This is a genomic window from Streptomyces sp. NPDC039424, from assembly GCF_055639495.1.
In genome coordinates this window covers 265,961-290,732 of sequence record NZ_JBVKAI010000005.1, presented here as the reverse complement: position 1 = coordinate 290,732, position 24,772 = coordinate 265,961, and the positions used below count along the sequence as shown (strand labels likewise).

General features: G+C 73.1%; 24 protein-coding genes and 1 tRNA gene. 13 read left to right on the top strand and 12 right to left on the bottom strand.

Features of this window, described 5'->3' with window-relative positions; all coding sequences use genetic code 11:
* Positions 1 to 146: 146 nt before the first annotated feature.
* Complete coding sequence (locus ACZ7L0_RS15650) at positions 147 to 647, top strand: Lrp/AsnC family transcriptional regulator (protein WP_471242989.1); 501 nt, start codon at positions 147 to 149, stop codon at positions 645 to 647.
* A 1-nt stretch (position 648) separates the two neighbouring features.
* Here the strand turns inward: ACZ7L0_RS15650 and ACZ7L0_RS15645 are convergent, their stop codons facing one another.
* Positions 649 to 1,239, bottom strand: coding sequence for a TetR/AcrR family transcriptional regulator (locus ACZ7L0_RS15645; protein WP_471242988.1), 591 nt, complete (start codon positions 1,237 to 1,239; stop codon positions 649 to 651).
* Positions 1,236 to 2,750 (bottom strand): 3-hydroxyacyl-CoA dehydrogenase, encoded by a 1,515-nt coding sequence (locus tag ACZ7L0_RS15640; protein WP_471242987.1) that lies wholly within the window; start codon positions 2,748 to 2,750, stop codon positions 1,236 to 1,238. The genes ACZ7L0_RS15645 and ACZ7L0_RS15640 overlap by 4 nt, the downstream gene beginning before the upstream one ends.
* Positions 2,751 to 2,919: 169 nt before the next feature.
* Between ACZ7L0_RS15640 and paaN the strand changes: the two genes are divergently transcribed.
* Complete coding sequence (gene paaN, locus ACZ7L0_RS15635; RefSeq protein ID WP_471242986.1) at positions 2,920 to 4,626, top strand: phenylacetic acid degradation protein PaaN; 1,707 nt, start codon at positions 2,920 to 2,922, stop codon at positions 4,624 to 4,626.
* A gap of 13 nt (positions 4,627 to 4,639) precedes the next feature.
* Here paaN and ACZ7L0_RS15630 read toward each other — a convergent pair whose 3' ends face one another.
* From ACZ7L0_RS15630 to ACZ7L0_RS15620, 3 genes are read right to left on the bottom strand one after another with little or no spacing between them, the layout of a single operon-like run.
* Entirely contained in the window at positions 4,640 to 5,389 is a 750-nt protein-coding gene (locus ACZ7L0_RS15630) for a TrmH family RNA methyltransferase (RefSeq protein WP_471242985.1), read from the bottom strand.
* Positions 5,386 to 6,594, bottom strand: a complete 1,209-nt coding sequence (locus ACZ7L0_RS15625) for an HTTM domain-containing protein (RefSeq protein WP_471242984.1) — start codon at positions 6,592 to 6,594, stop codon at positions 5,386 to 5,388. The genes ACZ7L0_RS15630 and ACZ7L0_RS15625 overlap by 4 nt, the downstream gene beginning before the upstream one ends.
* The gene (locus tag ACZ7L0_RS15620) at positions 6,591 to 7,340 is read right to left on the bottom strand and encodes a DUF5819 family protein (RefSeq protein ID WP_471242983.1); all 750 of its coding nucleotides are present in this window, start codon (positions 7,338 to 7,340) and stop codon (positions 6,591 to 6,593) included. The genes ACZ7L0_RS15625 and ACZ7L0_RS15620 overlap by 4 nt, the downstream gene beginning before the upstream one ends.
* A gap of 287 nt (positions 7,341 to 7,627) precedes the next feature.
* Between ACZ7L0_RS15620 and paaA the strand changes: the two genes are divergently transcribed.
* From paaA to ACZ7L0_RS15590, 6 genes are all read left to right on the top strand, one after another.
* A complete protein-coding gene (paaA, locus tag ACZ7L0_RS15615) occupies positions 7,628 to 8,635 on the top strand; it encodes a 1,2-phenylacetyl-CoA epoxidase subunit PaaA (RefSeq protein ID WP_471242982.1) in 1,008 nt (335 codons plus the stop codon).
* Positions 8,632 to 8,919, top strand: a complete 288-nt coding sequence (paaB, locus tag ACZ7L0_RS15610; protein WP_471242981.1) for a 1,2-phenylacetyl-CoA epoxidase subunit PaaB — start codon at positions 8,632 to 8,634, stop codon at positions 8,917 to 8,919. Before paaA ends, paaB begins: the two co-directional genes overlap by 4 nt.
* Positions 8,916 to 9,638, top strand: coding sequence for a 1,2-phenylacetyl-CoA epoxidase subunit PaaC (paaC, locus tag ACZ7L0_RS15605; protein WP_471242980.1), 723 nt, complete (start codon positions 8,916 to 8,918; stop codon positions 9,636 to 9,638). The genes paaB and paaC overlap by 4 nt, the downstream gene beginning before the upstream one ends.
* Complete coding sequence (gene paaD, locus ACZ7L0_RS15600; RefSeq protein WP_471242979.1) at positions 9,632 to 10,168, top strand: 1,2-phenylacetyl-CoA epoxidase subunit PaaD; 537 nt, start codon at positions 9,632 to 9,634, stop codon at positions 10,166 to 10,168. Before paaC ends, paaD begins: the two co-directional genes overlap by 7 nt.
* Positions 10,168 to 11,232, top strand: a complete 1,065-nt coding sequence (locus ACZ7L0_RS15595) for a 2Fe-2S iron-sulfur cluster-binding protein (RefSeq protein WP_471242978.1) — start codon at positions 10,168 to 10,170, stop codon at positions 11,230 to 11,232. The genes paaD and ACZ7L0_RS15595 overlap by 1 nt, the downstream gene beginning before the upstream one ends.
* A 119-nt stretch (positions 11,233 to 11,351) precedes the next feature.
* On the top strand, positions 11,352 to 12,485 hold the full coding sequence (locus ACZ7L0_RS15590; protein WP_471242977.1) for an acyl-CoA dehydrogenase family protein: 1,134 nt from the start codon (positions 11,352 to 11,354) through the stop codon (positions 12,483 to 12,485).
* A 30-nt stretch (positions 12,486 to 12,515) separates the two neighbouring features.
* Here ACZ7L0_RS15590 and ACZ7L0_RS15585 read toward each other — a convergent pair whose 3' ends face one another.
* From ACZ7L0_RS15585 to ACZ7L0_RS15560, 6 genes are all read right to left on the bottom strand, one after another.
* The gene (locus tag ACZ7L0_RS15585) at positions 12,516 to 12,845 is read right to left on the bottom strand and encodes a rhodanese-like domain-containing protein (RefSeq protein WP_471243221.1); all 330 of its coding nucleotides are present in this window, start codon (positions 12,843 to 12,845) and stop codon (positions 12,516 to 12,518) included.
* A 59-nt stretch (positions 12,846 to 12,904) separates the two neighbouring features.
* Entirely contained in the window at positions 12,905 to 13,717 is an 813-nt protein-coding gene (locus ACZ7L0_RS15580) for a hypothetical protein (RefSeq protein WP_471242976.1), read from the bottom strand.
* Between the two features lie 46 nt (positions 13,718 to 13,763).
* The gene (locus ACZ7L0_RS15575) at positions 13,764 to 14,294 is read right to left on the bottom strand and encodes a hypothetical protein (RefSeq protein WP_471242975.1); all 531 of its coding nucleotides are present in this window, start codon (positions 14,292 to 14,294) and stop codon (positions 13,764 to 13,766) included.
* Entirely contained in the window at positions 14,291 to 15,721 is a 1,431-nt protein-coding gene (locus ACZ7L0_RS15570; RefSeq protein ID WP_471242974.1) for a DUF2252 domain-containing protein, read from the bottom strand. Before ACZ7L0_RS15570 ends, ACZ7L0_RS15575 begins: the two co-directional genes overlap by 4 nt.
* Positions 15,722 to 15,860: 139 nt before the next feature.
* Positions 15,861 to 16,493 carry a response regulator gene (locus tag ACZ7L0_RS15565; RefSeq protein WP_471242973.1) on the bottom strand — a complete coding sequence of 211 codons (633 nt, stop codon included), beginning with the start codon at positions 16,491 to 16,493 and terminating at the stop codon, positions 15,861 to 15,863.
* On the bottom strand, positions 16,493 to 17,770 hold the full coding sequence (locus tag ACZ7L0_RS15560; RefSeq protein ID WP_471243220.1) for a sensor histidine kinase: 1,278 nt from the start codon (positions 17,768 to 17,770) through the stop codon (positions 16,493 to 16,495). The genes ACZ7L0_RS15565 and ACZ7L0_RS15560 overlap by 1 nt, the downstream gene beginning before the upstream one ends.
* Before the next feature lie 204 nt (positions 17,771 to 17,974).
* On the opposite strand from ACZ7L0_RS15560, the gene ACZ7L0_RS15555 reads away from it, so the two are divergent.
* Together ACZ7L0_RS15555 and ACZ7L0_RS15550 are read left to right on the top strand one after the other, a co-directional pair.
* A complete protein-coding gene (locus ACZ7L0_RS15555) occupies positions 17,975 to 18,712 on the top strand; it encodes an ABC transporter ATP-binding protein (RefSeq protein ID WP_471242972.1) in 738 nt (245 codons plus the stop codon).
* Positions 18,706 to 21,138, top strand: a complete 2,433-nt coding sequence (locus tag ACZ7L0_RS15550; RefSeq protein ID WP_471242971.1) for an FtsX-like permease family protein — start codon at positions 18,706 to 18,708, stop codon at positions 21,136 to 21,138. The genes ACZ7L0_RS15555 and ACZ7L0_RS15550 overlap by 7 nt, the downstream gene beginning before the upstream one ends.
* Positions 21,139 to 21,214: 76 nt before the next feature.
* On the opposite strand, the gene ACZ7L0_RS15545 is transcribed toward ACZ7L0_RS15550, so the two are convergent.
* Positions 21,215 to 21,298: transfer RNA gene (locus ACZ7L0_RS15545), tRNA-Leu, on the bottom strand.
* Positions 21,299 to 21,681: 383 nt separating this feature from the next.
* On the opposite strand from ACZ7L0_RS15545, the gene ACZ7L0_RS15540 reads away from it, so the two are divergent.
* The 3 genes from ACZ7L0_RS15540 (at position 21,682) to ACZ7L0_RS15530 (ending at position 24,745) form a co-directional block, all read left to right on the top strand.
* Entirely contained in the window at positions 21,682 to 22,542 is an 861-nt protein-coding gene (locus tag ACZ7L0_RS15540) for an FhaA domain-containing protein (protein ID WP_471242970.1), read from the top strand.
* Between the two features lie 10 nt (positions 22,543 to 22,552).
* Positions 22,553 to 23,074: an FHA domain-containing protein FhaB/FipA gene (locus ACZ7L0_RS15535; RefSeq protein ID WP_471242969.1), complete on the top strand. Its 522-nt coding sequence runs from the start codon at positions 22,553 to 22,555 to the stop codon at positions 23,072 to 23,074.
* A gap of 132 nt (positions 23,075 to 23,206) precedes the next feature.
* Positions 23,207 to 24,745, top strand: a complete 1,539-nt coding sequence (locus ACZ7L0_RS15530) for a Stp1/IreP family PP2C-type Ser/Thr phosphatase (RefSeq protein ID WP_471242968.1) — start codon at positions 23,207 to 23,209, stop codon at positions 24,743 to 24,745.
* Positions 24,746 to 24,772: the final 27 nt, after the last annotated feature.

Below are 24,772 nucleotides of genomic sequence, written 5' to 3'. Positions count from 1 at the left end.
GGAGGCGCGCCGGCTGTGACCCGCCTCACCTACCGATTGTTCGGTCGACGGCACATTTTGGCTACAGCGCCCCCGAGGCTGTGGACAAACGGTTCTCCACAGCCTGCAATGAACGCAGGACGTCCACGGCGGGAAGGCGGGGGGACATGACACCTGAACAAATGGTCGAGGGCGCGACGATCGGCGCCCTTCCACCGCCCCCGCGACCGCTGGACGCCATCGACGAGGACATCCTGCGGATCCTCCAGGCGGACGGCCGCGCCTCGATACGGTCCGTCGCCGACCGCGTCCACGTCTCGCGCGCGAACGCCTACGCGCGCATCAACCGGCTCATCGAGGACGGTGTCATCCGGGGCTTCGGCGCCCGCGTCGACCATGAGCGGGCGGGCCAGGGCACGTCGGCGTACATCACGCTGAAGATCGTGCAGAACACCTGGCGCACGGTGCGCGAGCAGCTCAGACAGCTGCCGGGCGCCTCGCACATCGCCCTGGTGGGCGGCGACTTCGACGTCCTGCTGCTGGTGCACACGCCCGACAACAAAGCGCTGCGTGAGCTGGTGCTGACCCGGCTCCAGGCGATCCCGGAGGTGCTCAGCACACGCACGCTGCTGGTGTTCGAGGAGGAGGACCTGGAGCCGGAGGGCTGACTCAGCCTTCCCTGCGCAGGCCCCCGAAGACCAGCTGCACGACCGCGTCCGCCACCTCGCGCTCGCTCATGCCGCGCCCGTCGGGCCGGTACCACTCCACGATCGAGTTGATCATTCCGAAGACCAGCCGCGTGGCCAGCCGTACCTCCACGTCGCCGCGCACGTCACCGTCGGCCGCCGCCGCCTTCAGCAGCTCCGCCACCCGGTGGTCGAAGTCGCGCCGCCGCTCCAGGGCCCAGCGCTCGGTGGCGGTGTTGCCGCGCACCCGCAGCAGCAGCGTCACGTACGGCAGCTCGGCTATGAGGACCTCGACCATGCGCCGGACGACGTACTCCAGGCGGTCCGCGGCCCGCCCCACGCGCGCGTGCTCCTCGTCGAGGATCCCGAAGAGGCCGTCCAGCGCCCGGCTGACGGCGCGGCGCAGCAGCTCCTCCTTGCCCGTCACATGGTGGTAGATCGAGGACTTGGAGATGCCGGCCGCCTTGGACAGGTGCTCCATGGAGGTGCCGTCGTAGCCGCGCTCGTTGAAGACCCGCACGGCGACCGAGAGCAGTGTCTCGGGGGTGTACGTGTCGCGCTTGGCGGTGGTCATCGGGCGCCCTCCCGCTTGTCGGTGGCGTGCGCGTGCCGGTAGAGCGCGAGGGACGGGGCGTAGCGTCCCGAGGGGTCGCGCAGGTGCAGGTCGTCCAGGAGGTCGTAGGCCCAGCCGCGGCCGAGCCTGCGGCTCCACTCGAAGGGGCCGAGGGGGTAGTTGACGCCCAGGCGCATCGCGGTGTCGATGTCCTCCTCGGTGGCCACGCCCTTGGCGACGGCGTCGTGCGCGAGGTCGACGATCCGGGCGACCGTGCGGGCGACGATCATGCCGGGGACGTCGCCGATGACGCTGACGTCCTTGCCGAGCGCCTGGAAGAGGCCGGTGGCCTCGGCGAGGGTCTGCGGCGAGGTGTCCTGGGAGGCGGACAGGGCGACGCGGGTGGCCCGGCGGTAGTCGAGGGCGAGGTCGAAGTAGACGACGTCGCGGAACTCCACGGAGGTCTGGCCGTCGGCGAGCACCAGCTGGCCGCCGCTGGGCAGCACCAGGCGGGTGCCGTGGTCCTCTTCCTCCTCGCGGACCTGGATGCCTGCCTCGCGGATCAGCGCGAGCAGTTCGGCCGCCGGACCCAGGTCGCCCTCCGCGACGACGTGGGCGGGCGCCTGCGCCTTCTCGGCGGTGTGCGGTTCGGGGCGGTCGGCGTCGTCGGCGTGGTCGTACCAGCCGTGGCCGGTCTTGCGGCCCAGGCGGCCGGACTCGACCAGGCGGCGCTGGGCGAGCGACGGCGTGAACCGCACGTCCTGGAAGAACGACTGCCACACGGAGTGCGTGACGGACTCGTTGACGTCCTGCCCGATGAGGTCGGTCAGCTCGAAGGCGCCCATCCGGAAGCCGCCGGACTCGCGCAGCACCGCGTCGATGGTGGCCGGGTCGGCGCCCTGGGCCTCGTACACGGCGAAGGCCTCGGCGTAGAAGGGCCGGGCGATGCGGTTGACGATGAAGCCCGGGGTGTCGGCGCAGGCGACCGGGGTCTTGCCCCAGGAGCGGGCGGTCTCGTACGCGCGCGTGGCCGAGGTGACGTCGGTGGCGAACCCGGAGACCACCTCCACCAGCGGCAGCAGCGGGGCGGGGTTGAAGAAGTGCAGGCCCACGAAGCGGCCGGGGTTGCGCAGGGCGCCGCCGATGGCCGTCACCGAGAGGGAGGAGGTGTTGGTGGCGAGCAGGCAGTCGTCGGCGACGACGTCCTCCAGCTCGCGCAAGAGCTCCTGCTTGACGTCCAGCCGCTCCAGGACGGCTTCGACGACCAGCGCGCAGTCGGCGAGCTCGGCGAGGCTCCCGGCGGGCTGGAGCCGGGCGCGGGCGGCGTCCCGTTCGGTGCCGGTGAGCCGGTCCTTCGCCACGAGCCGGTCGAGGCGGGCGCCGATCGCGTCGGCCGCCTCCCGGGCGCGCCCGGGGACGGCGTCGTAGAGCCGCACCGGATGGCCCGCGACCAGCGCGACCTGGGCGATGCCCTGGCCCATGGTGCCGGTGCCGACGACGGCCACGGGGCTGCTGAGGTCGAGTGCTGTCATGTGCGCGATCCTCCCGCACGGGGTTTTCCACAGATGCGGCGGACCCCCTTGTCCCGACCGATCGTTCGGTTACTCTAACCCTGTCCGGCTGTTCCTGCCCATGGTTTCGCTGTTTCCGCCCAGGTCATGAGCTCGACGAAGAGCTCCTGAGACGAGGAGTTGGTCCCGCATGGCCGCCGAACTCACCGCGCACGAACTGATCGCCAAGCACCGGCCCACCCTCGACCAGGCGCTGGAGGCCATCCGCACACGCGCGTACTGGTCCCCCCACCCCGAGCATCCGAAGGCCTACGGGGAGAACGGCAGTCTGGACGCCGCCGCGGGCAAGGCCGCCTTCGACGCCCTTCTGGGCACCCGCCTCGACCTCGGCCAGCCCGGCACGGACGACTGGGTGGGCGGCGAGGTCTCCCCGTACGGCATCGACCTGGGTGTGACCTACCCGCACGCGGACGTCGACACCCTGCTGCCGGCCATGCGGGCCGGGCAGCGCGCGTGGCGTGAGGCGGGCGCGGAGACCCGGGCCGTGGTCTGCCTGGAGATCCTCAAGCGGATCAGCGACCGGACGCACGAGTTCGCGCACGCGGTCATGCACACCTCCGGCCAGGCGTTCATGATGGCTTTCCAGGCGGGCGGCCCGCACGCCCAGGACCGCGGCCTGGAAGCGGTGGCGTACGCGTACGTGGAGCAGGTCCGCACCCCCGACACGGCGGAGTGGACCAAGCCCCAGGGCAAGCGCGACCCGCTCGCGCTCACCAAGCACTTCACGCCGGTCCCGCGCGGCATCGCACTGCTGATCGGCTGCAACACCTTCCCGACCTGGAACGGCTACCCGGGTCTGTTCGCCTCCCTGGCCACCGGCAACGCGGTCCTGGTCAAGCCCCACCCGCGCGCGGTGCTGCCCCTCGCGCTCACCGTGCAGGTGGCCCGCCAGGTGCTCGCCGAGGCGGGCTTCGACCCGAACCTGGTCGCCCTGGCCGCCGAGCGCCCCGGCGAGGGCATCGCCAAAACGCTCGCCACCCGGCCCGAGATCAGGATCATCGACTACACGGGCTCCACCGCGTTCGGCGACTGGCTGGAGGCCAACGCCCGCCAGGCACAGGTCTACACGGAGAAGGCCGGCGTCAACACGGTGATCGTGGAGTCGACCGGCGACTACAAGGGCATGCTCTCCAACCTGGCCTTCTCGCTGTCCCTGTACAGCGGCCAGATGTGCACCACCCCGCAGAACGTACTCGTCCCGCGCGACGGCATCCGCACCGACGAGGGCCCCAAGTCCTACGACGAGGTGGTAGCCGACCTCGCCCGCTCCGTCGACGGCCTCCTCGGGGACGACGCGCGCGCCAACGCCCTGCTCGGCGCGATCGTCAACCCGGACGTCAAGGCCCGCCTGGAGGCCGCGGCCGGGCTGGGCGAGGTCGCCCTCGCCTCCCGCGAGGTCGCCAACCCGGACTTCCCGGGGGCGGTCGTGCGTACGCCGGTGATCGTCAAGCTGGACGGTGCGCGGAAGTACTGGGAGGGGGCCGACGACGAGGCCGCCTACATGAGCGAGTGCTTCGGCCCCGTCTCCTTCGCCGTCGCCGTCGACTCGGCCGCCGACGCGGTGGATCTGCTGCGGCGCACGGTCCGTGAGAAGGGCGCGATGACGGTCGGCGCGTACACCACCGACGAGCGGGTCGAGCAGGCGATCCAGGAGGTCTGCCTGGAGGAGGCCGCCCAGTTGTCGCTCAACCTCACCGGCGGGGTGTACGTCAACCAGACCGCCGCCTTCTCCGACTTCCACGGATCCGGCGGCAACCCGGCGGCCAACGCGGCCCTGTGCGACGGCGCGTTCGTGGCGAACCGCTTCCGGGTGGTGGAGGTCCGCCGGAAGGCGTAGGCCGGACAGGCCCCTAAGCGAGTGCGCCCCCGGTCGCGCTCCAGTGGTACAGCGTCATGGCCACACTGGTCGCGAGGTTGTAGCTGGAGACCTGGGGGCGCATCGGCAGGGAGACCAGGTGGTCGGTGCGGGCGCGCAGCTCGGCCGACAGGCCGCTGCGCTCGGAGCCGAAGGCGAGTACCGCGTCGTCCGGCAGCTTCATGCCCCGGATGTCCTCGCCCTCCGGGTCGAGGGCGAACAGCGGGCCCGGCGGCAGCTCGGCCACGGTCAGCCGCTCCACGGCGGTGGCGAAGTGCAGCCCGGCCCCGCCGCGCACCACCGTGGGGTGCCAGGGGTCGAGCGTGCCCGTGGTGACCACACCGGTGGCCCCGAAGCCGGCGGCCAGCCGGATCACCGCCCCCGCGTTGCCCAGGTTGCGCGGATTGTCGAGGACCACGACGGGCGCGCTGCGCGCGGGGTGCGCCAGCTTTTCCAGGTTGGCCGTGCGCGACGGCCGTACGGCCAGGGCGGCCACGGCGGTGGGGTGCGGTCGCGGCACCAGGGACGCGTACGTCGCCTCCGGCACCTCGGCCAGGAGCGCCTCCAGCGCGCCTTGGACGTCCGGGGCCAGTTCACCGGCGAGGGCGAGCGCCGCAGGCCGGTCGGCGGCGACCGCCACCGGGATCTCGGCCCCGAAGCGCACCGCGTGCTTGAGGGCGTGGAAGCCGTCCAGCAGCACGCAGGTGCCGGCGCGCTCGCGCCAGCGGGTCACGGGGTCGGTCATGCCCCGAAGCCTACGCGGGCGCTCTCACTGTCCTGCGCGGAGTGCGGCGGGGGCAGGTCGTGGCCGCCGCGCCGCGTCAGCCGCCCACGCGCGCGTGCCGCCCAGCCGCCGAGCAGCAGCAGGAAGGACGTCGGCAGGAACACCGCGTCGGTGGCGATCATCGCGAGCGAGAAGAAGGGCAGCCCGAGGACGACCGCGATCACGGCGTGTTCGGTCATCATCGCGGCCAGCAGTACGTTCTTGACCCGCCGGTTGAAGAGGGTGAACGGGAAGGCGACCTGCACGACGACCGTCCCGTACGTCGCGAGCATCACCAGGGTGCCGTTGGCCGACAGCAGGTCCGCGAGGGCGGGCCAGGGCGAGAAGTAGTCCAGGTGCAGCGGGTAGTAGACCGCGGTGCCGTCCTGCCAGCGCGAGCCCTGGATCTTGTACCAGCCGGCCGTGGCGTAGATCAGACACGCCTCGGCCATGATCACGAACAGGGCGCCGTTGTGCACGATGTTGGCGACCACGTCCAGCAGGATCCGGGGTTCGTCCGACCGCTTGCGGCGCCCCGCCGCCCACCACAGGCCCTGCGCCAGCCACACCGTCCACAGCAGCGCGGGCACGAGCAGGGCGCTGTCCAGGCGGCCCGCCAGGGTCACCCCGGCCAGCACGAGACCGAGCACGCCCCACAGGAGCGGGCCGACCCGGTCGGCGACCCGCTCGCCACGCGCGCGTGCCGCCGCCGCGCGCCGCTCCCGCCGGGCGTCCAGGGACCACACCCGGCCGCAGCGGGTGAAGACCAGGTAGACCGACATCAGATGCAGGACGTTGTCGCCGCCGTCGCCCACGAAGATGCTGCGGTTCTGCAGGGAGAGCACGCCGACCATGAACAGCACGGACGCCGTGCGGGTGCGCCAGCCCAGCAGGAGCAGCACGCTCGCGAGGAGGGCGAGCGCGTAGAACGCCTCGAACCAGACCTGCCCGTCCGTCCATATCAGGGCCGTGAAGGCGCCGTTGTCCGAGGTCAGCTGCCGGGCGAGGGACCAGCTCCACGGGCCGTCGGGGCCGTAGAGCTGCTCGCGGTGGGTGAACTCGCGCAGCAGGAACAGCAGCCACGTCCCGGCGAAGCCGATGCGTATCACGGCGGACTGGTAGGGGCCGAGGGCCGACTCGGTGACCCGGGCGATACCGCGGGAGACCGACAGCACGAGGCGGTTCACCGCACCCCTCCCGCGGCCTCGTCCGGCGTCACGGTCCACCAGGGCAGCAGCCGGTACACCGGCTTGTCGGAGACCTGCTCGTCGCTCCACGCGGGCGGCGGCACGCTGGTCGTACGGGAGCGGACCTGTACGCGCCGGACGGCGCCCTCCCGGCCGGTGCCGTCCTCGGCGTACAGGCGCATCACCACGATCCGGCGCATGTACTGCTCGGAGAGGGTGCCGCGCAGGCCCACCGGGCGGTTGTCGGCGCCGTGCGTGCCGACGAAGAAGTCCCAGGCCCGGCGCAGCTCGTTCTGCTCGGTGTGGCTGGGCAGCAGGCTGCCGTCGATGGCCTTGCCGTCCTCGGCGGACAGATCGCTCCAGCCGGTGGTCGTGAGGGTGCCGTCCGAGGTCAGCACCTCGGCCCGGGCCTGCACCGCGATGTTCTGCTGCAGCGGGTTGGGCGCGAACAGCTTCCAGTTCTGCTCGAACTCCGGGTAGATCCATTCGTCGATCGCCTTGCCGTGCTGCTTGGTCACCGTGTTCGCCGGCGCGACGTGCAGGAACACCATGCCCAGATGCACACAGGCGGCCACCGCGACCACCGCGAGCGCCAGGGCGGCGCCGACCTGGTAACGGGGGGAGAGCGCGGCCACACCGGTGCGGGGGGCGTCCGTACGGTCGGGCGCCGCGGCGCGGCCCTCGGCGGGGCCGACCGTGGCGTCCGGCCCTCGCGGGACCTGCGAGTCCTCGTCGTGCGCGTCCATCCCGCCCCGTTTCCCGATCACCGCCGTATGGCCGACGAGCGTCCCTGTCTCCTCGGCGCTCGCACGGAACGGTACTCAGCCCCACCCGTTCGGCGCAGCCCGGAGGGAAGACCAATGCGAGCGGAACGACGGTGGAGGAGGCGACGACCAAGGTTATCCACAGGCTGTGGCCACGGTTGTCCACAGCGGTTGACACCTCGCGGCGGCTCGCCCCACCATTGAATCGCACGGACCGAACGATCGGTCGGGACAGTGTTCCCGCAGAACCCGAAGGTCAGGGGGACCGCATGGCCACAGCAGCCGCGCACCGAACGGCCCGAACCGGGGCGGACGGCGCCCAGGACACCGCCGCCACGGCGGCGTACGAGCGCGCCTTCGACGCCGCCGTGGCCGCGGACGAGCGCATCGAACCTCGCGACTGGATGCCCGACGCCTACCGCGCCACCCTGGTCAGGCAGATAGCCCAGCACGCCCACTCCGAGATCATCGGCATGCAGCCGGAGGCCAACTGGATCACGCGCGCGCCCTCGCTGCGCCGCAAGGCCATCCTCATGGCCAAGGTCCAGGACGAGGCGGGCCACGGCCTGTACCTCTACAGCGCCGCCGAAACCCTGGGCACCGGCCGCGACGAACTCCTCGACAAGCTGCACACCGGCCGCCAGAAGTACTCCTCGATCTTCAACTACCCCACGCTGACCTGGGCCGACGTAGGCGCGATCGGCTGGCTGGTGGACGGCGCCGCCATCACCAACCAGGTGCCCCTGTGCCGCTGCTCGTACGGCCCGTACGCGCGCGCGATGGTCCGCATCTGCAAGGAGGAGTCCTTCCACCAGCGCCAGGGGTACGAGCTGCTGCTCGCCCTCAGCCGCGGCACCCCGGAGCAGCACGCGATGGCGCAGGACGCGGTGGACCGCTGGTGGTGGCCGTCCCTGATGATGTTCGGCCCGCCCGACGACGCCTCGCGGCACTCCGCGCAGTCGATGGCCTGGAAGATCAAGCGCCACTCCAACGACGAGCTGCGCCAGCGCTTCGTCGACATCTGCGTCCCGCAGGCCGAGTCCCTGGGCCTGACCCTCCCCGACCCGGACCTGAAGTGGAACGAGGAGCTCGGGCACCACGACTTCGGCGCCATCGACTGGACGGAGTTCGCAGAGGTCCTCAAGGGCAACGGCCCGTGCAACGAACAGCGGATCACCCAGCGCCGACGGGCACACGACGAGGGCGCGTGGGTACGGGAGGCGGCCGCGGCGTACGCGGCCAAGCACACCGGTGAGACAGGAGCGAGCCGAGCATGACCCCTACCGACTGGCCTCTGTGGGAGGTCTTCGTGCGCTCCCGCCGCGGACTCTCCCACACCCACGCCGGCAGCCTGCACGCCCCGGACGCGGAGCTGGCCCTGCGCAACGCCCGCGACCTGTACACCCGGCGCGGCGAGGGCGTCTCGATCTGGGTCGTCCCCGCCTCCGCGATCACGGCGTCCTCGCCCGACGAGAAGGACCCCTTCTTCGAACCGGCCGCCGACAAGCCCTACCGCCACCCGACCTTCTACGACATCCCGGAGGGGGTGAAGCACCTGTGACCGCCACCACCGTGCCCACGGCAGCCGCCCTCGCCCTCGGCGACGACGCCCTGGTGCTCTCCCACCGCCTGGGCGAGTGGGCGGGCCACGCGCCCGTCCTGGAGGAGGAGGTCGCCCTCGCCAACATCGCGCTGGACCTGCTCGGACAGGCCCGGGTCCTGCTGTCGATGGCCGGCGACGAGGACGAACTGGCGTATCTGCGCGAGGAGCGCGCCTTCACCAACCTCCAGCTCGTGGAACAGCCCAACGGCGACTTCGCGCACACCATCGCCCGCCAGCTGTACTTCTCCACCTACCAGCACCTGCTCTACGCCGAACTGGCCGCCGGTCAGGGCTCGTTCGCCCCGCTCGCGGCCAAGGCCGTCAAGGAGGTCGCCTACCACCGCGACCACGCCGAGCAGTGGACCCTGCGGCTCGGCGACGGCACGGAGGCCAGCCACGAGCGGATGGAGCGGGCCTGCGCGGCGCTGTGGCGGTTCACCGGGGAGATGTTCCAGCCGGTGGAGGGCCTGGACACCGAGTGGGCGGCCCTGGAGACGGCCTGGCTGGAGTCCGTCGGGGACGTGCTGCGCCGGGCCACCCTGACGGTCCCCGAGGGATCGCGGACCGGGGCGTGGTCGGCGGGCGCCGGCCGCCAGGGCCTGCACACCGAGCCGTTCGGGCGGATGCTCGCCGAGATGCAGCACCTGCACCGCAGCCATCCGGGGGCGTCATGGTGACGACCACCGCGGTGGAGGCGGAACTCCTCGAACTCGCCGGTTCGGTGCCCGACCCCGAACTGCCCGTGCTCACCCTGCGCGAACTGGGCGTACTGCGCGCCGTGCACGTCCGGGGCACGGACGCCGTCGAGGTGGAGCTGACCCCGACGTACACCGGGTGCCCGGCGATCGAGGCGATGTCCCTGGACATAGAGCGGGTGCTGCGCGGGCACGGCATGCGGGAGGTCACCGTCCGCACGGTGCTCGCGCCCGCCTGGTCGACCGACGACATCACCGACGAAGGGCGGCGCAAGCTGCGGGAGTTCGGGATCGCGCCGCCGCGGGTGCGACGGGACGGCGGCCCGGTGGCCCTGGAGCTGGGGCGGACCCGCACCCTCGCCGACGAGACCGGCGGAGCCGAGCCCGTCGGCTGCCCGCACTGCGGATCCGCCGACACCGAGCTGCTGAGCCGGTTCTCCTCCACCGCCTGCAAGGCGCTGCGGCGCTGCCTCGCCTGCCGGGAACCGTTCGACCACTTCAAGGAGTTGTGATGGCCCGCTTCCACCCGCTCCCGGTGGCCGCGGTCGACCGGCTCACCGACGACTCCGTGGCCCTCACCCTCGCCGTCCCACCGGAGCTGCGCGAGGAGTACCGGCACGCGCCGGGCCAGCACCTCGCGCTGCGGCGCCGGGCCGACGGGGTGGAGATACGGCGGACGTACTCGATCTGCTCCCCGGCGCCCGAGCCCGGCGGCGAGGGACCGCACACGCTGCGGGTCGGGGTGCGGCTGGTCGACGGCGGGGCGTTCTCGACGTACGCGCTGAAGGAGATCGGCGTCGGGGACGAGCTGGAGGTGATGACCCCGGCCGGGCGCTTCACCCTGGAGCCCGCGCCCGGGATGTACGCCGCGATCGTCGGCGGCAGTGGGATCACCCCGGTGCTGTCGATCGTCTCCACGCTGCTGGCGCGCGAGCCCGGCGCCCGGTTCTGCCTGATACGCAGTGACCGTACGGCCGCCTCGACGATGTTCCTGGAGGAGGTCGCCGACCTGAAGGACCGCTATCCGCAGCGGCTGCAGCTGGTGACCGTGCTGTCCCGGGAGGAGCAGCAGGCGGGACTTCCGTCCGGGCGGCTGGACCGGGAGCGGCTGACGGGACTGCTGCCCGCGCTGCTGCCGGTGGGCGACGTGGCGGGATGGTTCCTGTGCGGGCCCTACGGCCTGGTGCAGGGCGCGGAGCGGGCGCTGCGGGAACTCGGGGTGGACCGGGGCCGGATCCATGAGGAGATCTTCCACGTGGACGCCGGTGCGACGCCGGCGACGGTCGTCGTGTCCCCCGCGCACAGCACCGTGACCGCACGGCTCGACGGACGCGGCGGGACCTGGCCGGTCCAGGACGGCGAGTCTTTGCTGGAGACGGTGCTGCGCAACCGGCCCGACGCGCCCTACGCCTGCAAGGGCGGGGTGTGCGGGACCTGCCGGGCCTTCCTGGTGTCGGGCGAGGTGCGGATGGACCGCAACTTCGCGCTGGAGGCGGAGGAGACGGAGGCCGGGTATGTGCTGGCCTGCCAGTCCCATCCGGTGACGGAGAGGGTGGAGCTGGACTTCGACCGCTGAGGGCATGTGCCGGCACCCCGGTGGTGCCACCCCGTTCCCTTCTTCTAGAACCTGTTCTATCTTGACGGACCGTCAGATCAGCACCGCCGGACGGGCGGATCCGCCGGGAGGACGGGATCGTGGACTTCACCTTCACCGAGGAGCAGCTGGCGGCGGCCGAGGCGGCCGAAGGGGTGTTCGCCGGGGTGGCGCCGGACTCGGTGCCGAGCCCCGCGCTCACCACGGGCGCCGTGGCCGACGACTTCGACCGGCCGCTGTGGTCCAGGCTCGCCGAAGCGGACCTGCTGAGCCTGCTGCTCGACGAGGAGTACGGCGGCGCGGGCCTGGACGCCATCGCCCTGTGCCTGGTGCTGCGGGAGTCCGCGAAGGTCCTGGCGCGGGTGCCGCTGCTGGAGAGCAGCGCGGCCCTGGCGGTCGTACAGGCCTACGGCGGCAAGGAGTTGCGGGACGGCCTGCTGGCACGTGCCGGGCGGGGCGAGCTGGTGCTCACCGTCGCCGCGCACGGCCGCACCGGCCACGACCCGGCCGAACTCGCCGTGACCGCACGGCGGGACGGCGAGAGCTGGGTACTGGACGGGGTGCAGACGGGGGTGCCGTGGGCATACGGCGCCGATCTCATCGTCGTACCGGCGCACACCGAAGCCGACCGGAGCGTCCTCGCCCTGGTGCCCCGGGTCCACGACGGCGTCGTGCTCGCCGAGCAGATCTCCACCACCGGGGAACGGCTGGGCGAGCTGCGCATGGAGTCCGCGCGGATCGCGGCCGGGGACGTCATCGACACCGACGGCGCCTGGGAGTGGCTGCGCGCGCTGCTGACCACCGGGACGTGCGCTCTCGCGCTCGGGCTGGGCGAGCGTGTGCTCAGGATGACCAGCGACTACACCGCCAAGCGGGAGCAGTTCGGCCACCCGGTCGCGACCTTCCAGGCCGTCGCCGTGCAGGCCGCCGACCGGTACATCGACCTGCGGGCCATGGAGGCCACGCTGTGGCAGGCGGCATGGCGGATCGCCTCGGGGGCGCCGGGCGCGCTGCCCGCCGCCGGGGATGTCGCCGTGGCGAAGATCTGGGCCGCGGACGGGGTACGGCGGGTCGTGCAGACCGCCCAGCACCTGCACGGCGGGTTCGGCGCCGACACCGACTACCCCCTGCACCGGTACCACGCCTGGGCCAAGCAGCTGGAACTGTCGCTCGGCCCGGCGGCGGCGTACGAGGAGGCGCTGGGGGACCTGCTGGCCGCCCATCCCCTGGGCTGACCGGCCCGGCCCCACCAGGCCGGACAGGCCCTAGAGGACGTGCCCCGGCTGTCCCGCGTCGGTGACCACGGGACGGCCCGCGGCCGACCAGCTCTGCATGCCGCCGTCCACGTTGACCGCTTCGATGCCCTGCTGGACCAGGTACATCGTGACCTGGGCCGAACGGCCGCCGGAGCGGCAGATCACGTGGACCCGGCCGTCCTGTGGGGCCGCCTCGGTCAGCTCGCCGTAGCGCGCCACGAAGTCGCTGAGGGGAATGTGCAGCGCCCCTTCGGCATGGCCCGCCTGCCATTCGTCGTCCTCGCGGACGTCCAGCAGGAAGTCGCCGTCCTTGAGGTCCGTGACCTCGACCGTGGGCACACCAGCTCCGAAACTCATGCGTCCGACGCTACCCGAAGGGATCCGGGAGACCAGCCGGGCTACCCCTGCTCCAGCAGCGCCGCCAGCTCCGCCTCGCGCTCCACCACGTCCCTGGCCAGCCTCTCGGCGATCTCGTCCAGAAGGGCGTCGGGGTCGTCGGGGGCCAGGCGCAGCATCGAGGCGATCGCGCTGTCCTCCAGTTCGCGGGCGACCAGGGTGAGCAGTTCCTTGCGCTGGGCGAGCCACTCCAGGCGGGCGTAGAGCTCCTCGGCGCGGCTCGGAAGCCGCTCGGCGAGGACCGGGCCCGCGGCCCACTCCTCGGCCAGCTCCCGCAGCAGCGTCTCGTCGCCACGGGCGTAGGCGGCGTTGACGCGGGTGATGAACTCCTCGCGCCGCGCCCGCTCGGCCTCCTCCTGCGCCAGGTCCGGGTGGGCCTTGCGGGCGAGCTCGCGGTACAGCTTGCGGGCCTCCTCGCTGGGCCGGACCCGCTGCGGGGGCCGTACCTCCTGCCCGGTGAGCATCGCGGCGGCCTCCGGGAACAGGCCCTGGCCGTCCATCCAGCCGTGCAGCAGTTCCTCGACGCCGGGGAGGGGCAGCCCCCGGGCCCGGGCCTCCTCGGCCCGGCGGATGTCCTCGGGATCGCCGGTGCGGGCGGCTCTGGCCTCGGCGATCCGTACGTCCAGCTCCTCGAGGCGGGCGTACACGGGGCCGAGCCGCTGTTCGTGCAGCCGGGAGAAGTTCTCGACCTCGACGCGGAAGGTCTCCACCGCGATCTCGTACTCGATCAGGGCCTGCTCGGCGGCCCGCACGGCCCGCTCCAGCCGCTCCTCGGGCCGGGGCGGCTGGGACTGCTCAGCTTCCGGGGTCGTCACCCGACCAGCGTAGGCCACGCCGGGAACGGCCACGGCGACTCGGCGCTCAGCTCGCCCCGGAGGGGTTCGCGGCCCGCGGGCAGTCCGCCGCCACCCATCGGGCCTCCAGGTCCCGGCAGGCGACCACGAGGGTGCCGGGGCGGCAGGACAGCTCGTGGGTGCAGCCGTCGGGGTGCGGGAGGATCTCGTCGATGACCACCTCGCCGAGGGAGGCGGGGTCGCAGGAGTCCAGGACGTCCGACTGGAAGCGCGAGACGCCCGCGTAGCGGATGACCAGGTCCTCGTCACACCCCGCGCGGTTGAGCGGGAGGCGGTTGTGCGCGAGGCGGTTGTGCCGGTAGCAGTCGTGCCGGAAGCGGATCTCCAGGGTGCCGTCGGCCGTGCGGCGCACCCGCGACGGCTGGAGGCCCCGCACGCAGCGTCCGCCGTCGAAGGCGTAGTGCCCGGGGTCGGTGGCGAACGCCCGTGCCCCCGGCGGCAGGCTCTCCGCGAGGCCGGGCAGCCGCTCCAGATAGGGGCCGGGGTCGATGGACACCACGCCCCCGCCCTCGCCGCCGCTCAGGTGTACGTACCTCACACGCCCAGCTCCGCCGCGATCCGCCCCGACCGCACCGCCGCCACCAGGTCCGCGTGGTCCGCCTCCGTGCGGTCGGCGTAGGCGACGGCGAACTCGGCCATCGCCTCGTCCAGTTCCTCGTTCTTGCCGCAGTAGCCGGCGATTCTGCGCGGATCGGTGCTGTGGGAGTGGGCGCGGGCCAGCAGGGCGCCGGTCATACGGCCGTAGTCGTCGACCTGGTCGGCGGCGAGCGCGGCGGGGTCGACGCTGCCCTTGCGGTTGCGGAACTGCCGTACCTGGAAGGGACGTCCGTCGACCGTCGTCCAGCCCAGCAGGATGTCGCTGACGACCTGCATGCGCTTCTGGCCCAGGACCACCCGGCGGCCCTCGTGGTCGACGGCGGACGGCTCGAACCCGGCGGTCGCCAGGTGCGGGACCAGGGCCGAGGGGCGGGCCTCCTTCACTTGCAGGACCAGCGGCTCACCGCGGTGGTCCAGGAGCAGCACGACGTACGACCGGGTGCCCACGCTGCCCGTGCCGACGACCCGGAACGCCACGTCGTGCACCGCGTGCCGGGAAAGCAGCGGGAGGCGGTCCTCGGAGAGGGTGGAGACATAGTCCTCCAGGGACGCGGCCACCGCCGCGGCCTCCGCGTCGGGGACCCGGCGCAGCACCGGCGGGGCGGCGACGAAACGGCGTCCGCCGCCCTCGACGGCTTCGGTCGACTTGGCCGCGAACCGCCCGCTGGTGTTCGCCCGCGCCTTCTCCGAGACCCGCTCCAGCGTGCCGAGCAGGTCGTGCGCGTCGGTGTGCGAGACCAGTTCCTCGTCCGCGATGGCGTTCCAGGCGTCCAGCACCGGGAGCTTGGCGAGCAGCCGCATGGTGCGCCGGTAGGCGCCCACCGCGCCGTGCGCCGCCTGGCGGCAGAGGTCCTCGTCGGCGCCCGCCTCCCGTCCTGCCAGCACCAGCGAGGTGGCGAGCCGCTTGAGGTCCCACTCCCAGGGGCCGTGCACCGTCTCGTCGAAGTCGTTGAGGTCGATCACCAGGCCGCCGCGCGCGTCGCCGTACAGACCGAAATTGGCCGCGTGCGCGTCACCGCAGATCTGGGTGCCTATGCGGGTCATGGGCGTGCGGGCGAGGTCGTACGCCATGAGGCCCGCCGAGCCGCGCAGGAAGGCGAACGGCGTCGCCGCCATCCGGCCCACCCGGATCGGCGTGAGCGCCGGAATGCGGCCCCGGTTGGACTCCTCGACGGCGCTCACCGCGTCCGGGCGGGAGCCGTCGAGGTCGAGGGAGCTGTGCGCGCTGCGCGGTACCCCCTCCCGCAGCGCCTTGCCCTCCGCCTTGGGCGAACCCTGCGCCGGCCAGTCGGCGAACCCGCGCACCCGGGGCAGCCGACGCGCCCCGCCGGTCTCCGTCCCCGCCGCTCCAGCCACGATCCCGGTCATCGCGACCGCCTCCCCCGCACCCACTCGTACGAACATCAATGCGTGCCGACCGTACAGCCAGTGGCCGAAACGCGTCAGACCCTGTGGACAACTCCCCGGCTGTGGAAAACCGCGGGGCGCGCCCGCGTGAGCTCCGAGGTCATCCCCGCAGGTACGCCAGCACCGCCAGCACCCTCCGGTGCGTCTCCTCGGCGGGCGGTAGGTCCAGCTTGGTGAGGATGCCGCCGATGTGCTTGCCGACGGCCGCCTCGGAGACCACCAGGTGCCGGGCGATCGAGCTGTTGGACCTGCCCTCGGCGATCAGGGCGAGCACCTCCCGCTCGCGCGGGGTGAGGCGGCGCAGCGGATCGCGGCGCCGGCGCAGCAGCTGTCGTACGACCTCGGGGTCGACGACCGTGCCGCCGGACGCGACGTCCTCCAGCGCGGCCACGAACTCCTCGACGTGTCCGACGCGGTCCTTGAGCAGGTAGCCGACACCGGTTCCGTCGCCGGAGTCGAGCAGTTCGGAGGCGTACGCCCGCTGCACGTACTGGCTGAGCACCAGGACGGGCAGCGCGGGCCGCCGCTCGCGCAGCCGCACCGCCGCCCGCAGCCCCTCGTCCTGGAAGCCGGGCGGCATGCGGACGTCCGTGACGACGATGTCCGGGGTGTGCTCCGCCTCGGCGGCGAGAAGCGCCTCCGCGTCGCCGACGGCCGCGGCGACCTCGTGGCCGAAGCGGGCGAGCAGCCCGGTCAGTCCCTCCCGCAGCAGCACACTGTCCTCGGCCAGCACTACGCGCAGCGCTCGGCCTGATCCCGGGGGCGGGGCAGGCAGGGTTCGCAAGGGATCTCCACATGCAGCAGGGTCGGCCCGCCCACGGGGCTGGACAGGGAGAGTGTGCCATCCAGGACCGACACCCGGTCCGCGAGTCCGGTGAGCCCGCTGCCCTGCCCGGCCTCGGCGCCGCCCCGGCCGTCGTCGCGCACCCGCAGGACCAGCCGTCCGGCGCGGTGGCCGCCGCTCACGCGCGCGTGGGTGGCCCCGCTGTGCCGGTCGACGTTGGCGAGGGCCTCGCAGACCACGAAGTAGGCGGCGGCCTCGACCGATTGGGGCAGCCGTCCGGGCAGCTCCAGGTCGACGTCCACGGAGATCGCGCACCGGTCCGCCGCGTCGGCGACGGCGGCTTCGAGGCCGTAGTCCGCGAGGACCTTGGGGTGGATGCCGTGGATCAGGTCGCGGAGTTCGGCCAGTGCGGTGCCCGCCTCCTCGTGGGCCTTGGCGAGTTGGTCGGCGAGCGGCCCGGGCGGGGCGTCCAGACGGGCCAGGCCGAGGGTCATCGTCAGGGCCACCAGGCGCTGTTGGGCGCCGTCGTGCAGATCGCGCTCGATGCGCCGCCGTTCGGCCTCGAAGGCGTCCACCAACCGCGCGCGTGAGCGGGTGAGTTCGGTCACCGTCTCGCCCTGCTCCGGCGCCAGCAGCAGCCGGGCCAGCGCGGCCCGGGCGCCCGCCGTCGCGCCCAGCAGGTAGGCGCCGGCGGCCAGCAGGACGAGCCCGAGCAGGGCCACCGCGAACGCCTCCGGACGGCCGGTCACCGTCCACTCCTTGAGCACCTTCGCCTCGCGGCCCTCACCCACTGTGGCCATCAGCAGCGGGGTGGCGACCAGGGAGAGCGGGGCGCCCAGGGCGAGGGTGACCGCGAGCGCGTCGACCGGCCACAGCAGTCCCGCGAACAGCAGGGCGTAGCCGAGCTCCCGCCAGGTGGCCCGCTCCCGCAGCCGGGTCGCGAGCCAGGCCCGCAACCCGGTCGCGGCGGGCGGCCGGTGCGGATCCGCGGCGGGGGCGAGGCCGACCAGCCGCAGCCGGCGCCGTTCCACCGCCGCCACCGGGATCCCGGCGAGCGCGGCGGCGAGCAGCAGCGGCAGCCCCACGAGGACGACGGCCAGGACACCGCCGGACACCACCGTGACCGTGAGCACCACGAGGGTGACGGCGCCGGTCAGCGCGCCGGAGAGCAGATATCCGGCCGAGCGCCACGGCCACGCCGACAGCGGGAAGCCGGGGCGGGACATGGCCTGCCACACGTTCCGAGGGGGCTGCATGCGGATCACCGTAGGGGCCGCTGCGGGCCCGGACCATCCGGCCAGGGAGGGGGGCCGGGGTATGCCTGGCCCTACCCCGGGTCTCGGTCCTGCCGCACTGCGCCGAGGGGTCCGCCGACGGTTTCGTTGGACCACCGCTCAGTGACCGAGCGGCCATGACCAGCAGGGGGAGCGATGAGCACCGACGCGATCAGGATGCGCGCAGTCAGCAGGCGTTACGGGACGGGCGAGGGGGCGGTGACCGCGCTCGACCGGGTCTCCCTCGGCTTCCCGCGCGGCAGCTTCACGGCCGTCATGGGCCCCTCCGGCTCGGGCAAGTCCACGCTGCTGCAGTGCGCGGCGGGCCTGGACCGGCCCACCTCCGGGTCGGTGACGGTGGGCGGGACCGAGCTGACGGGTCTGAGCGAGAGACGGCTGACCCTGCTGCGGCGCGACCGTATCGGGTTCGTCTTCCAGGCGTTCAACCTGCTGCCGTCCCTGACCGCCGAGCAGAACGTGGCCCTCCCCCTGCGCCTGGCCGGCCGCCGCCCCTCCCGCGCGCGGGTGCGTGAGGTCCTCGGCCAGGTGGGCCTCGCCGACCGCGCCCGGCACCGGCCGGCGGAGCTGTCCGGCGGCCAGCAGCAGAGGGTGGCCCTGGCCCGTGCGCTGATCACCCGCCCCGAGGTGCTCTTCGGTGACGAACCGACCGGCGCCCTCGACACCCGCACCGGCCGCGAGGTGCTGGAGCTGCTGCGCGGCATGGCCGACCGGGAGGGCCAGACCGTGATCATGGTCACTCACGACCCGGTGGCCGCCTCCCGCGCGGACCGCGTGGTCTTCCTGGTCGACGGCCGCCTCACCGGGGAGCTGGCCGGGGCGGACGCGGGCCGGATCGCCGCGCACATGACCGGACTGGAGGGCGTCGCGTGCTGATCCTCGCCCTGAACGCCCTGCGCGCCCGCTGGACCGCCTTCACCGGCAGCTTCGTCGCGCTCTTCCTCGGCGTCGCCCTGCTCACCGTGACGGGCCTGGCCCTCGCCGCGTCCCTGGACGCGCCGCACCGCGCCCCCGAACGGTTCGCCGCCGCGCCGGTCGTGGTCAGGGGAGCCGACACCCTCCGCGTGGCCACCCCGGCCGGCGAGCGGACCCGGAAGCTCGACCGGCCGCGCCCGGTCCCCGCGCCGGTCGTCGCCGGACTCCGCGAGCTGGGAACCGTCGTCGAGGACCGCTCGTTCCCCCTGCGAGCGGCCGGCGGACCCGGCGACCTGGTCGGCCACCCCTGGTCCATCACCGCGTTCGCTCCGTACGCCCTCGACGCGGGCCGCCCGCCCCGTACCGCGGACGAGGTCGTCATCAGCGGCGCCTGGGCGCGGCCGGGCGAGCGCGTCCACACCGACCACGGCACCGTCCGGATCGTCGGCACCGTCACCGCGCGCCACGACTTCGAGCACGCCGTCTTCTACACCGACGACCGAGCCGCCCGGCTCTCCCCGACCAGCACCCAGCTGACCGTCGACGCCGACCCGGCAGCCGTACGGGCGGTGGTACGAAACACAGAGGCGACCGGCGTCCAGGTCCTCACCGGCGACGCCCGCCGCCTCGCCGACCCCGGCCTCGACCGGGACCGTGAGGCCCTCACCGCGCTGAACGCCCTGTTCGGCACGGCAGGCGGGGTCACCGCCTTCGTGTCGGTGTTCGTCGTGGCGTCCACCTTCGCCTTCTCCGTCGCCCAGCGGCGGCGGGAGTTCGGGCTGCTGCGTGCCGCCGGGGCGACCCCCGGGCAGATCCGCCGGACGGTGCTCGCCGAGGCCCTGGCGGTCGGCGTGCTCGCCTCGGCGACCGGCTGCGCGGCGGGCGCGTACGGGGCACCGCGGCTCGCCGGACGGGTCGTCGACGAGGGCCTCGCCCCCCGCTGGTTCACCATCGGCGACAGCGTCTGGCCGTACCACCTGGCCTTCTGGACGGGTCTGCTGGTCGCGGTGTGCGGGGCGCTGGCCGCGTCCCTGCGGGCCGGGCGCACCGGGCCGCTCCAGGCGCTGCGCGAGGCGTCCGTGGACGGCCGGGCGATGACCCCGGGCCGATGGCTGAGCGCCGCGGCGCTATTGCTGACGGCCGCCGTCACGCTGGGGATGACCCTGGCCGGGGACCCGGGCGACCTGCTGCACCGCAAGTCGTACGTGAGCCGCCCCATGCTCCTGATCACCGCGGTCGCGCTGCTCGCGCCGGCCGTGGTGCGGCCCCTGGTCCGCGCCCTGGTCCGGCTGCCCGGCGTCACCGGCCTGCTGGTGCGCGAGAGCGCGGCGGCCGGTGTGCGGCGCACCGCCGCCGTCGCCGCGCCCGTGCTGGTCACCGTCGCCCTCGCGGGCTCACTGCTGGGCGCCACCGCGACGCTGAACGAGGCCAGGGCCGCCGAGACCCGCGCCCGGACCACCGCCGAGTTCGTGGTCACCCCGGCCGACGACACGGGCTTCGACGCGGCGACCCTGCGCCGGCTGCGCGCGGTGCCCGGCGCCCTGGTGTCGCCGACCGCCTCGAGCGCGGTGTACGTCGTCGAGGACGGCACGGCCCTGATCAGGTCCGAGGCCCGAGCCGCCGAACCGGCGCCGCTGGCGGCCACCACCCGGCTCCCGCTGGCCGCCGGACGCCTCGCCGGGCTCGACGACGGCTCGATCATCGTCAACCGGGAGTGGCAACGGCACACCGTCGGGCAGTACGTACGGATCCGGCTCGGCGACGGCACGCCGAGGACCCTGCGGATCGCCGCCGTCATGACCACCGGCACCGGCGACAACGGCGTCTACGTCACCCCGCGCAACGCGCCCGGCGCGGCGGTCGACCGGGTCGACGTCGCCCTCGCGCGGGGCGCCGACGCGCGCGCCGTGGCCGCGGAGCTGCGCGCGGCCGTACACGGGTCGGGCGGGCGGGTGCTGACCAGGGAGCAGTGGCTGCGGGCGACGTACCCGGGCACCGACCGCACCACCCGCCTCGGGCTTCTGCTGGTCCTGGGCATCGCCCTGCTCTACACCGGCGTCTCGGTGGCCAACACCGCCGTGATGGCGACCTCGGACCGGCTGCGTGACCTGGCCGTCCTGCGCCTGACCGGGGCGACCCGGGCCCAGGCGCTGCGGCTGGTGGCGGCGGAAGCGCTGACGGTGGTCGCGGTCGGCGGTCTGCTCGGTCTGCTGGTCACGGCCGTCAACCTGCTCGGCCTCGGCACCGCCCTGCACCTGCTGTCGGCACCGGCCGCCGTCCGCCTGCCCTGGACCGCCCTCGGCACCACCGTGGGCGCCTGCGCGCTGCTCGCGGTGACGGCCTCCGTCGTACCGGCCACACGCGCACTGCGCCGCCCGGCGACCTGAGAGACTCGTCACACCAGGTGGTGTTCCCCAGAAAACGCCAACGGGCCCATCGATCACGATGGGCCCGTTGCCTCTGTGCGCGAGGGGGGAGTTGAACCCCCACGCCCTTGCGGGCACTGGAACCTGAATCCAGCGCGTCTGCCTATTCCGCCACCCGCGCATTGGGTGTGTCTTCCGGTTCCGGCCCTGCTGGGCTGGCCCCTTCCGACACCCAGAACATTAGCACGGCCGCCAGGGTGGATTCACCTCGCTTATCCGGGGCCCGGGCCCCGGCGGCCCGCACGTATCAAGGAGTACTTGTTCACGTATCAACCTCGTACCGGTCCCGGTCATCTCTCCAGGAGGCGGACCGGGTCCACAGTCAGGTGCGGGACACTGGTCTTCAAGCCCCTCTACGATCCTTGACAAGAGGAGTTCGAAGGGGAGCCGCTGGGGGAACCGGCTGTTTGCCGGGCGCGTGGATACGATCAGTAAGCAGTACCAGGCAAGGCAGCACGGCAAGACAGCGGCAAGGCAGGACGACAGCGAAGGAGGAGGTGCCCCATGGGAGTCCTGAAGAAGTTCGAGCAGCGTCTCGAAGGTCTGGTCAACGGCACCTTCGCCAAGGTGTTCAAGTCCGAGGTCCAGCCCGTGGAGATCGCCGGAGCGCTCCAGCGGGAGTGCGACAACAACGCCACCATCTGGAACCGCGACCGGACCGTCGTACCCAACGACTTCATCGTGGAGCTGAGCGCGCCGGACTACGAGCGCCTCAGCCCCTACTCCGGCCAGCTCGGCGACGAGCTCGCCGGCATGGTGCGCGACTACGCCAAGCAGCAGCGCTACACCTTCATGGGCCCGATCAAGGTCAACCTGGAGAAGGCCGACGACCTCGACACCGGCCTGTACCGGGTGCGCAGCCGCACACTCGCCTCCACCGGCAACCAGCAGGCGCCCTCGGCGCCCTCCTCGGCGCCGCCCAGCGGGCGGCCCGCCCCCGGCGGATACGGCTACCCGCCGCCCGCCTCGCCCGCCGGAGCCCCGCCCATGCCGGCCGCGCCGCCTCCCGGCGCCCGCCCGGGCGGATACGGCTACCCGCAGCCCGCCACCCAGCGGCCCGCGGCCGCCCCGATGAGCGGCGGGCGCACCCGCTACTGGATCGAGATCAACGGCACCCGCCATCAGATCTCCCGCCCGACGCTGGTGCTGGGCCGCAGCACCGAAGCCGACGTGCGGATCGACGACCCCGGCGTCTCGCGCCGGCACTGTGAGATCCGGACCGGAACGCCCTCGACGATCCAGGATCTCGGGTCCACCAACGGCATCGTGGTGGACGGGCAGCACACCACCCGCGCTACGCTCCGCGACGGCTCGCGGATCGTCGTGGGCAGTACCACCATCATTTACCGGCAAGCCGAAGGGTGAAGCGGGGGCAATGTCAGAGCTGACCCTCACGGTCATGCGGCTGGGTTTCCTGGCCGTACTGTGGCTGTTCGTGATCGTGGCCGTGCAGGTCATCCGCAGCGACCTGTTCGGTACGCGCGTCACCCAGCGCGGATCGCGTAGGGAGGCCGCGCGCCCGCAGCAGGCGGCCGCCCGGCAGCAGCAGGCCGCGCCCCCGCCCCAGCGCGGCCAGCAGGGCGGCGGCCGGCAGCGCCGCAACGCCCCCACCAAGCTGGTCGTGACCGAAGGCACCCTGACCGGCACCACCGTCGCGCTCCAGGGCCAGACCATCACCCTGGGCCGCGCCCACGACTCCACGATCGTGCTGGACGACGACTACGCCTCCAGCCGCCATGCCAGGATCTACCCGGACCGCGACGGCCAGTGGATCGTCGAGGACCTCGGCTCCACCAACGGCACGTACCTGGACCGGTCCCGGCTGACGACACCCACACCGATCGCACCGGGCGCGCCGATCCGCATCGGCAAGACCGTCATCGAGCTGCGGAAGTAGTACGACAATGAGCGAGCGGAGCGAGCACGCAACGGCGGACCGCACCCCGGACCCCGGCGCGCTCCCGACCGGAGGGTGGGCAGTGTGGCTCGACACGACCGGCTGTACCCGGAGCCGACTGGCGAGGTGCGCATGAGTCTGTCACTGCGCTTCGCCGCCGGATCGCACAAGGGCATGATCCGGGAGGGCAACGAGGACTCCGGTTACGCCGGTCCGCGCCTGCTCGCCATCGCCGACGGCATGGGCGGCCAGGCGGCCGGCGAGGTCGCCTCCTCCGAGGTCATCTCCACGCTGGTCACGCTCGACGACGACGTGCCCGGCTCCGACATCCTCACCTCCCTCGGCCACGCCGTGCAGCGCGCCAACGACCAGCTGCGCTCCATGGTCGAGGAGGACCCGCAGCTGGAGGGCATGGGCACCACCCTCACCGCCCTGCTGTGGACCGGACAGCGGCTCGGCCTCGTCCACGTCGGCGACTCCCGCGCCTACCTGCTGCGCGACGGCGTCCTCACCCAGATCACCCAGGACCACACCTGGGTCCAGCGGCTCGTCGACGAGGGCCGGATCACCGAGGAAGAGGCGACCACCCACCCGCAGCGGTCGCTGCTCATGCGCGCCCTCGGCAGCGGCGACCACGTCGAACCCGACCTGTCGATCCGCGAGGTCCGGGCCGGCGACCGCTACCTGATCTGCTCCGACGGCCTCTCCGGCGTCGTCTCCCACCAGACGATGGAGGAGACCCTCGCCAGCTACCAGGGCCCGCAGGAGACCGTGCAGGAACTCATCCAGCTCGCGCTGCGCGGCGGCGGCCCCGACAACATCACCGTGATCGTCGCCGACGTCCTCGACCTCGACACCGGCGACACCCTCGCCGGGCAGCTGTCCGACACCCCCGTCGTGGTCGGCGCCGTCGCCGAGAACCAGCACCACCTGCACGACAACGGCATCATGCAGACCCCGGCCGGCCGCGCCTCCGGGCTCGGCCGCCAGGGCCACGGCCAGGGCGGCGGCGAGTTCGGCCCGCCCGGCAGCGGCGACACCACCGGCTACGTCCCCGGCGGCAGCTTCGGCGACTACAGCGACGACGACTTCGACAAACCGCGCTCGGGCCGCAAGTGGCTGAAGCGCTCCCTCTACGGCACCCTCGCCCTCGCCGTCATCGGCGGCGGTCTGTACGGCGGCTACCGCTGGACCCAGACCCAGTACTACGTCGGCACCAAGGGCGAGCACGTGGCGCTGTACCGGGGCATCAGCCAGGACCTGGCCTGGGTGTCGCTGTCGAACGTGGAGAAGGACCACCCCGAGATCGAACTCAAGTACCTGCCGCCCTACCAGCAGAAGCAGGTCAAGAACACGATCGCGGAGGGCGGCCTGAAGGACGCCCAGACGAAGATCGACGAACTGGCCGTGCAGGCCTCCGCCTGCAAGAAGGAGTCCGAGCGCCAGACCGCCGGCAGCAAGAACGACTCCAAGGGCCAGGGCGGGGCGAAGAACGCCACGGGAACCACGAGCACCTCCCTCACGTCCAAGGCCTCGCCGACCCCGAACCCGTCGGACTCGGCGACTTCACCCCCGAAGTCCCCGTCCCCCACAGCGACCGCGACTCCCAGCGCCGGCCCCACTCTCTCGGAGGATGAGCAGAAGGTCGTCTCGCAGTGCAGTAAGCAGTAGGCAAGCCGTGAGAGGCCCCGTCACACG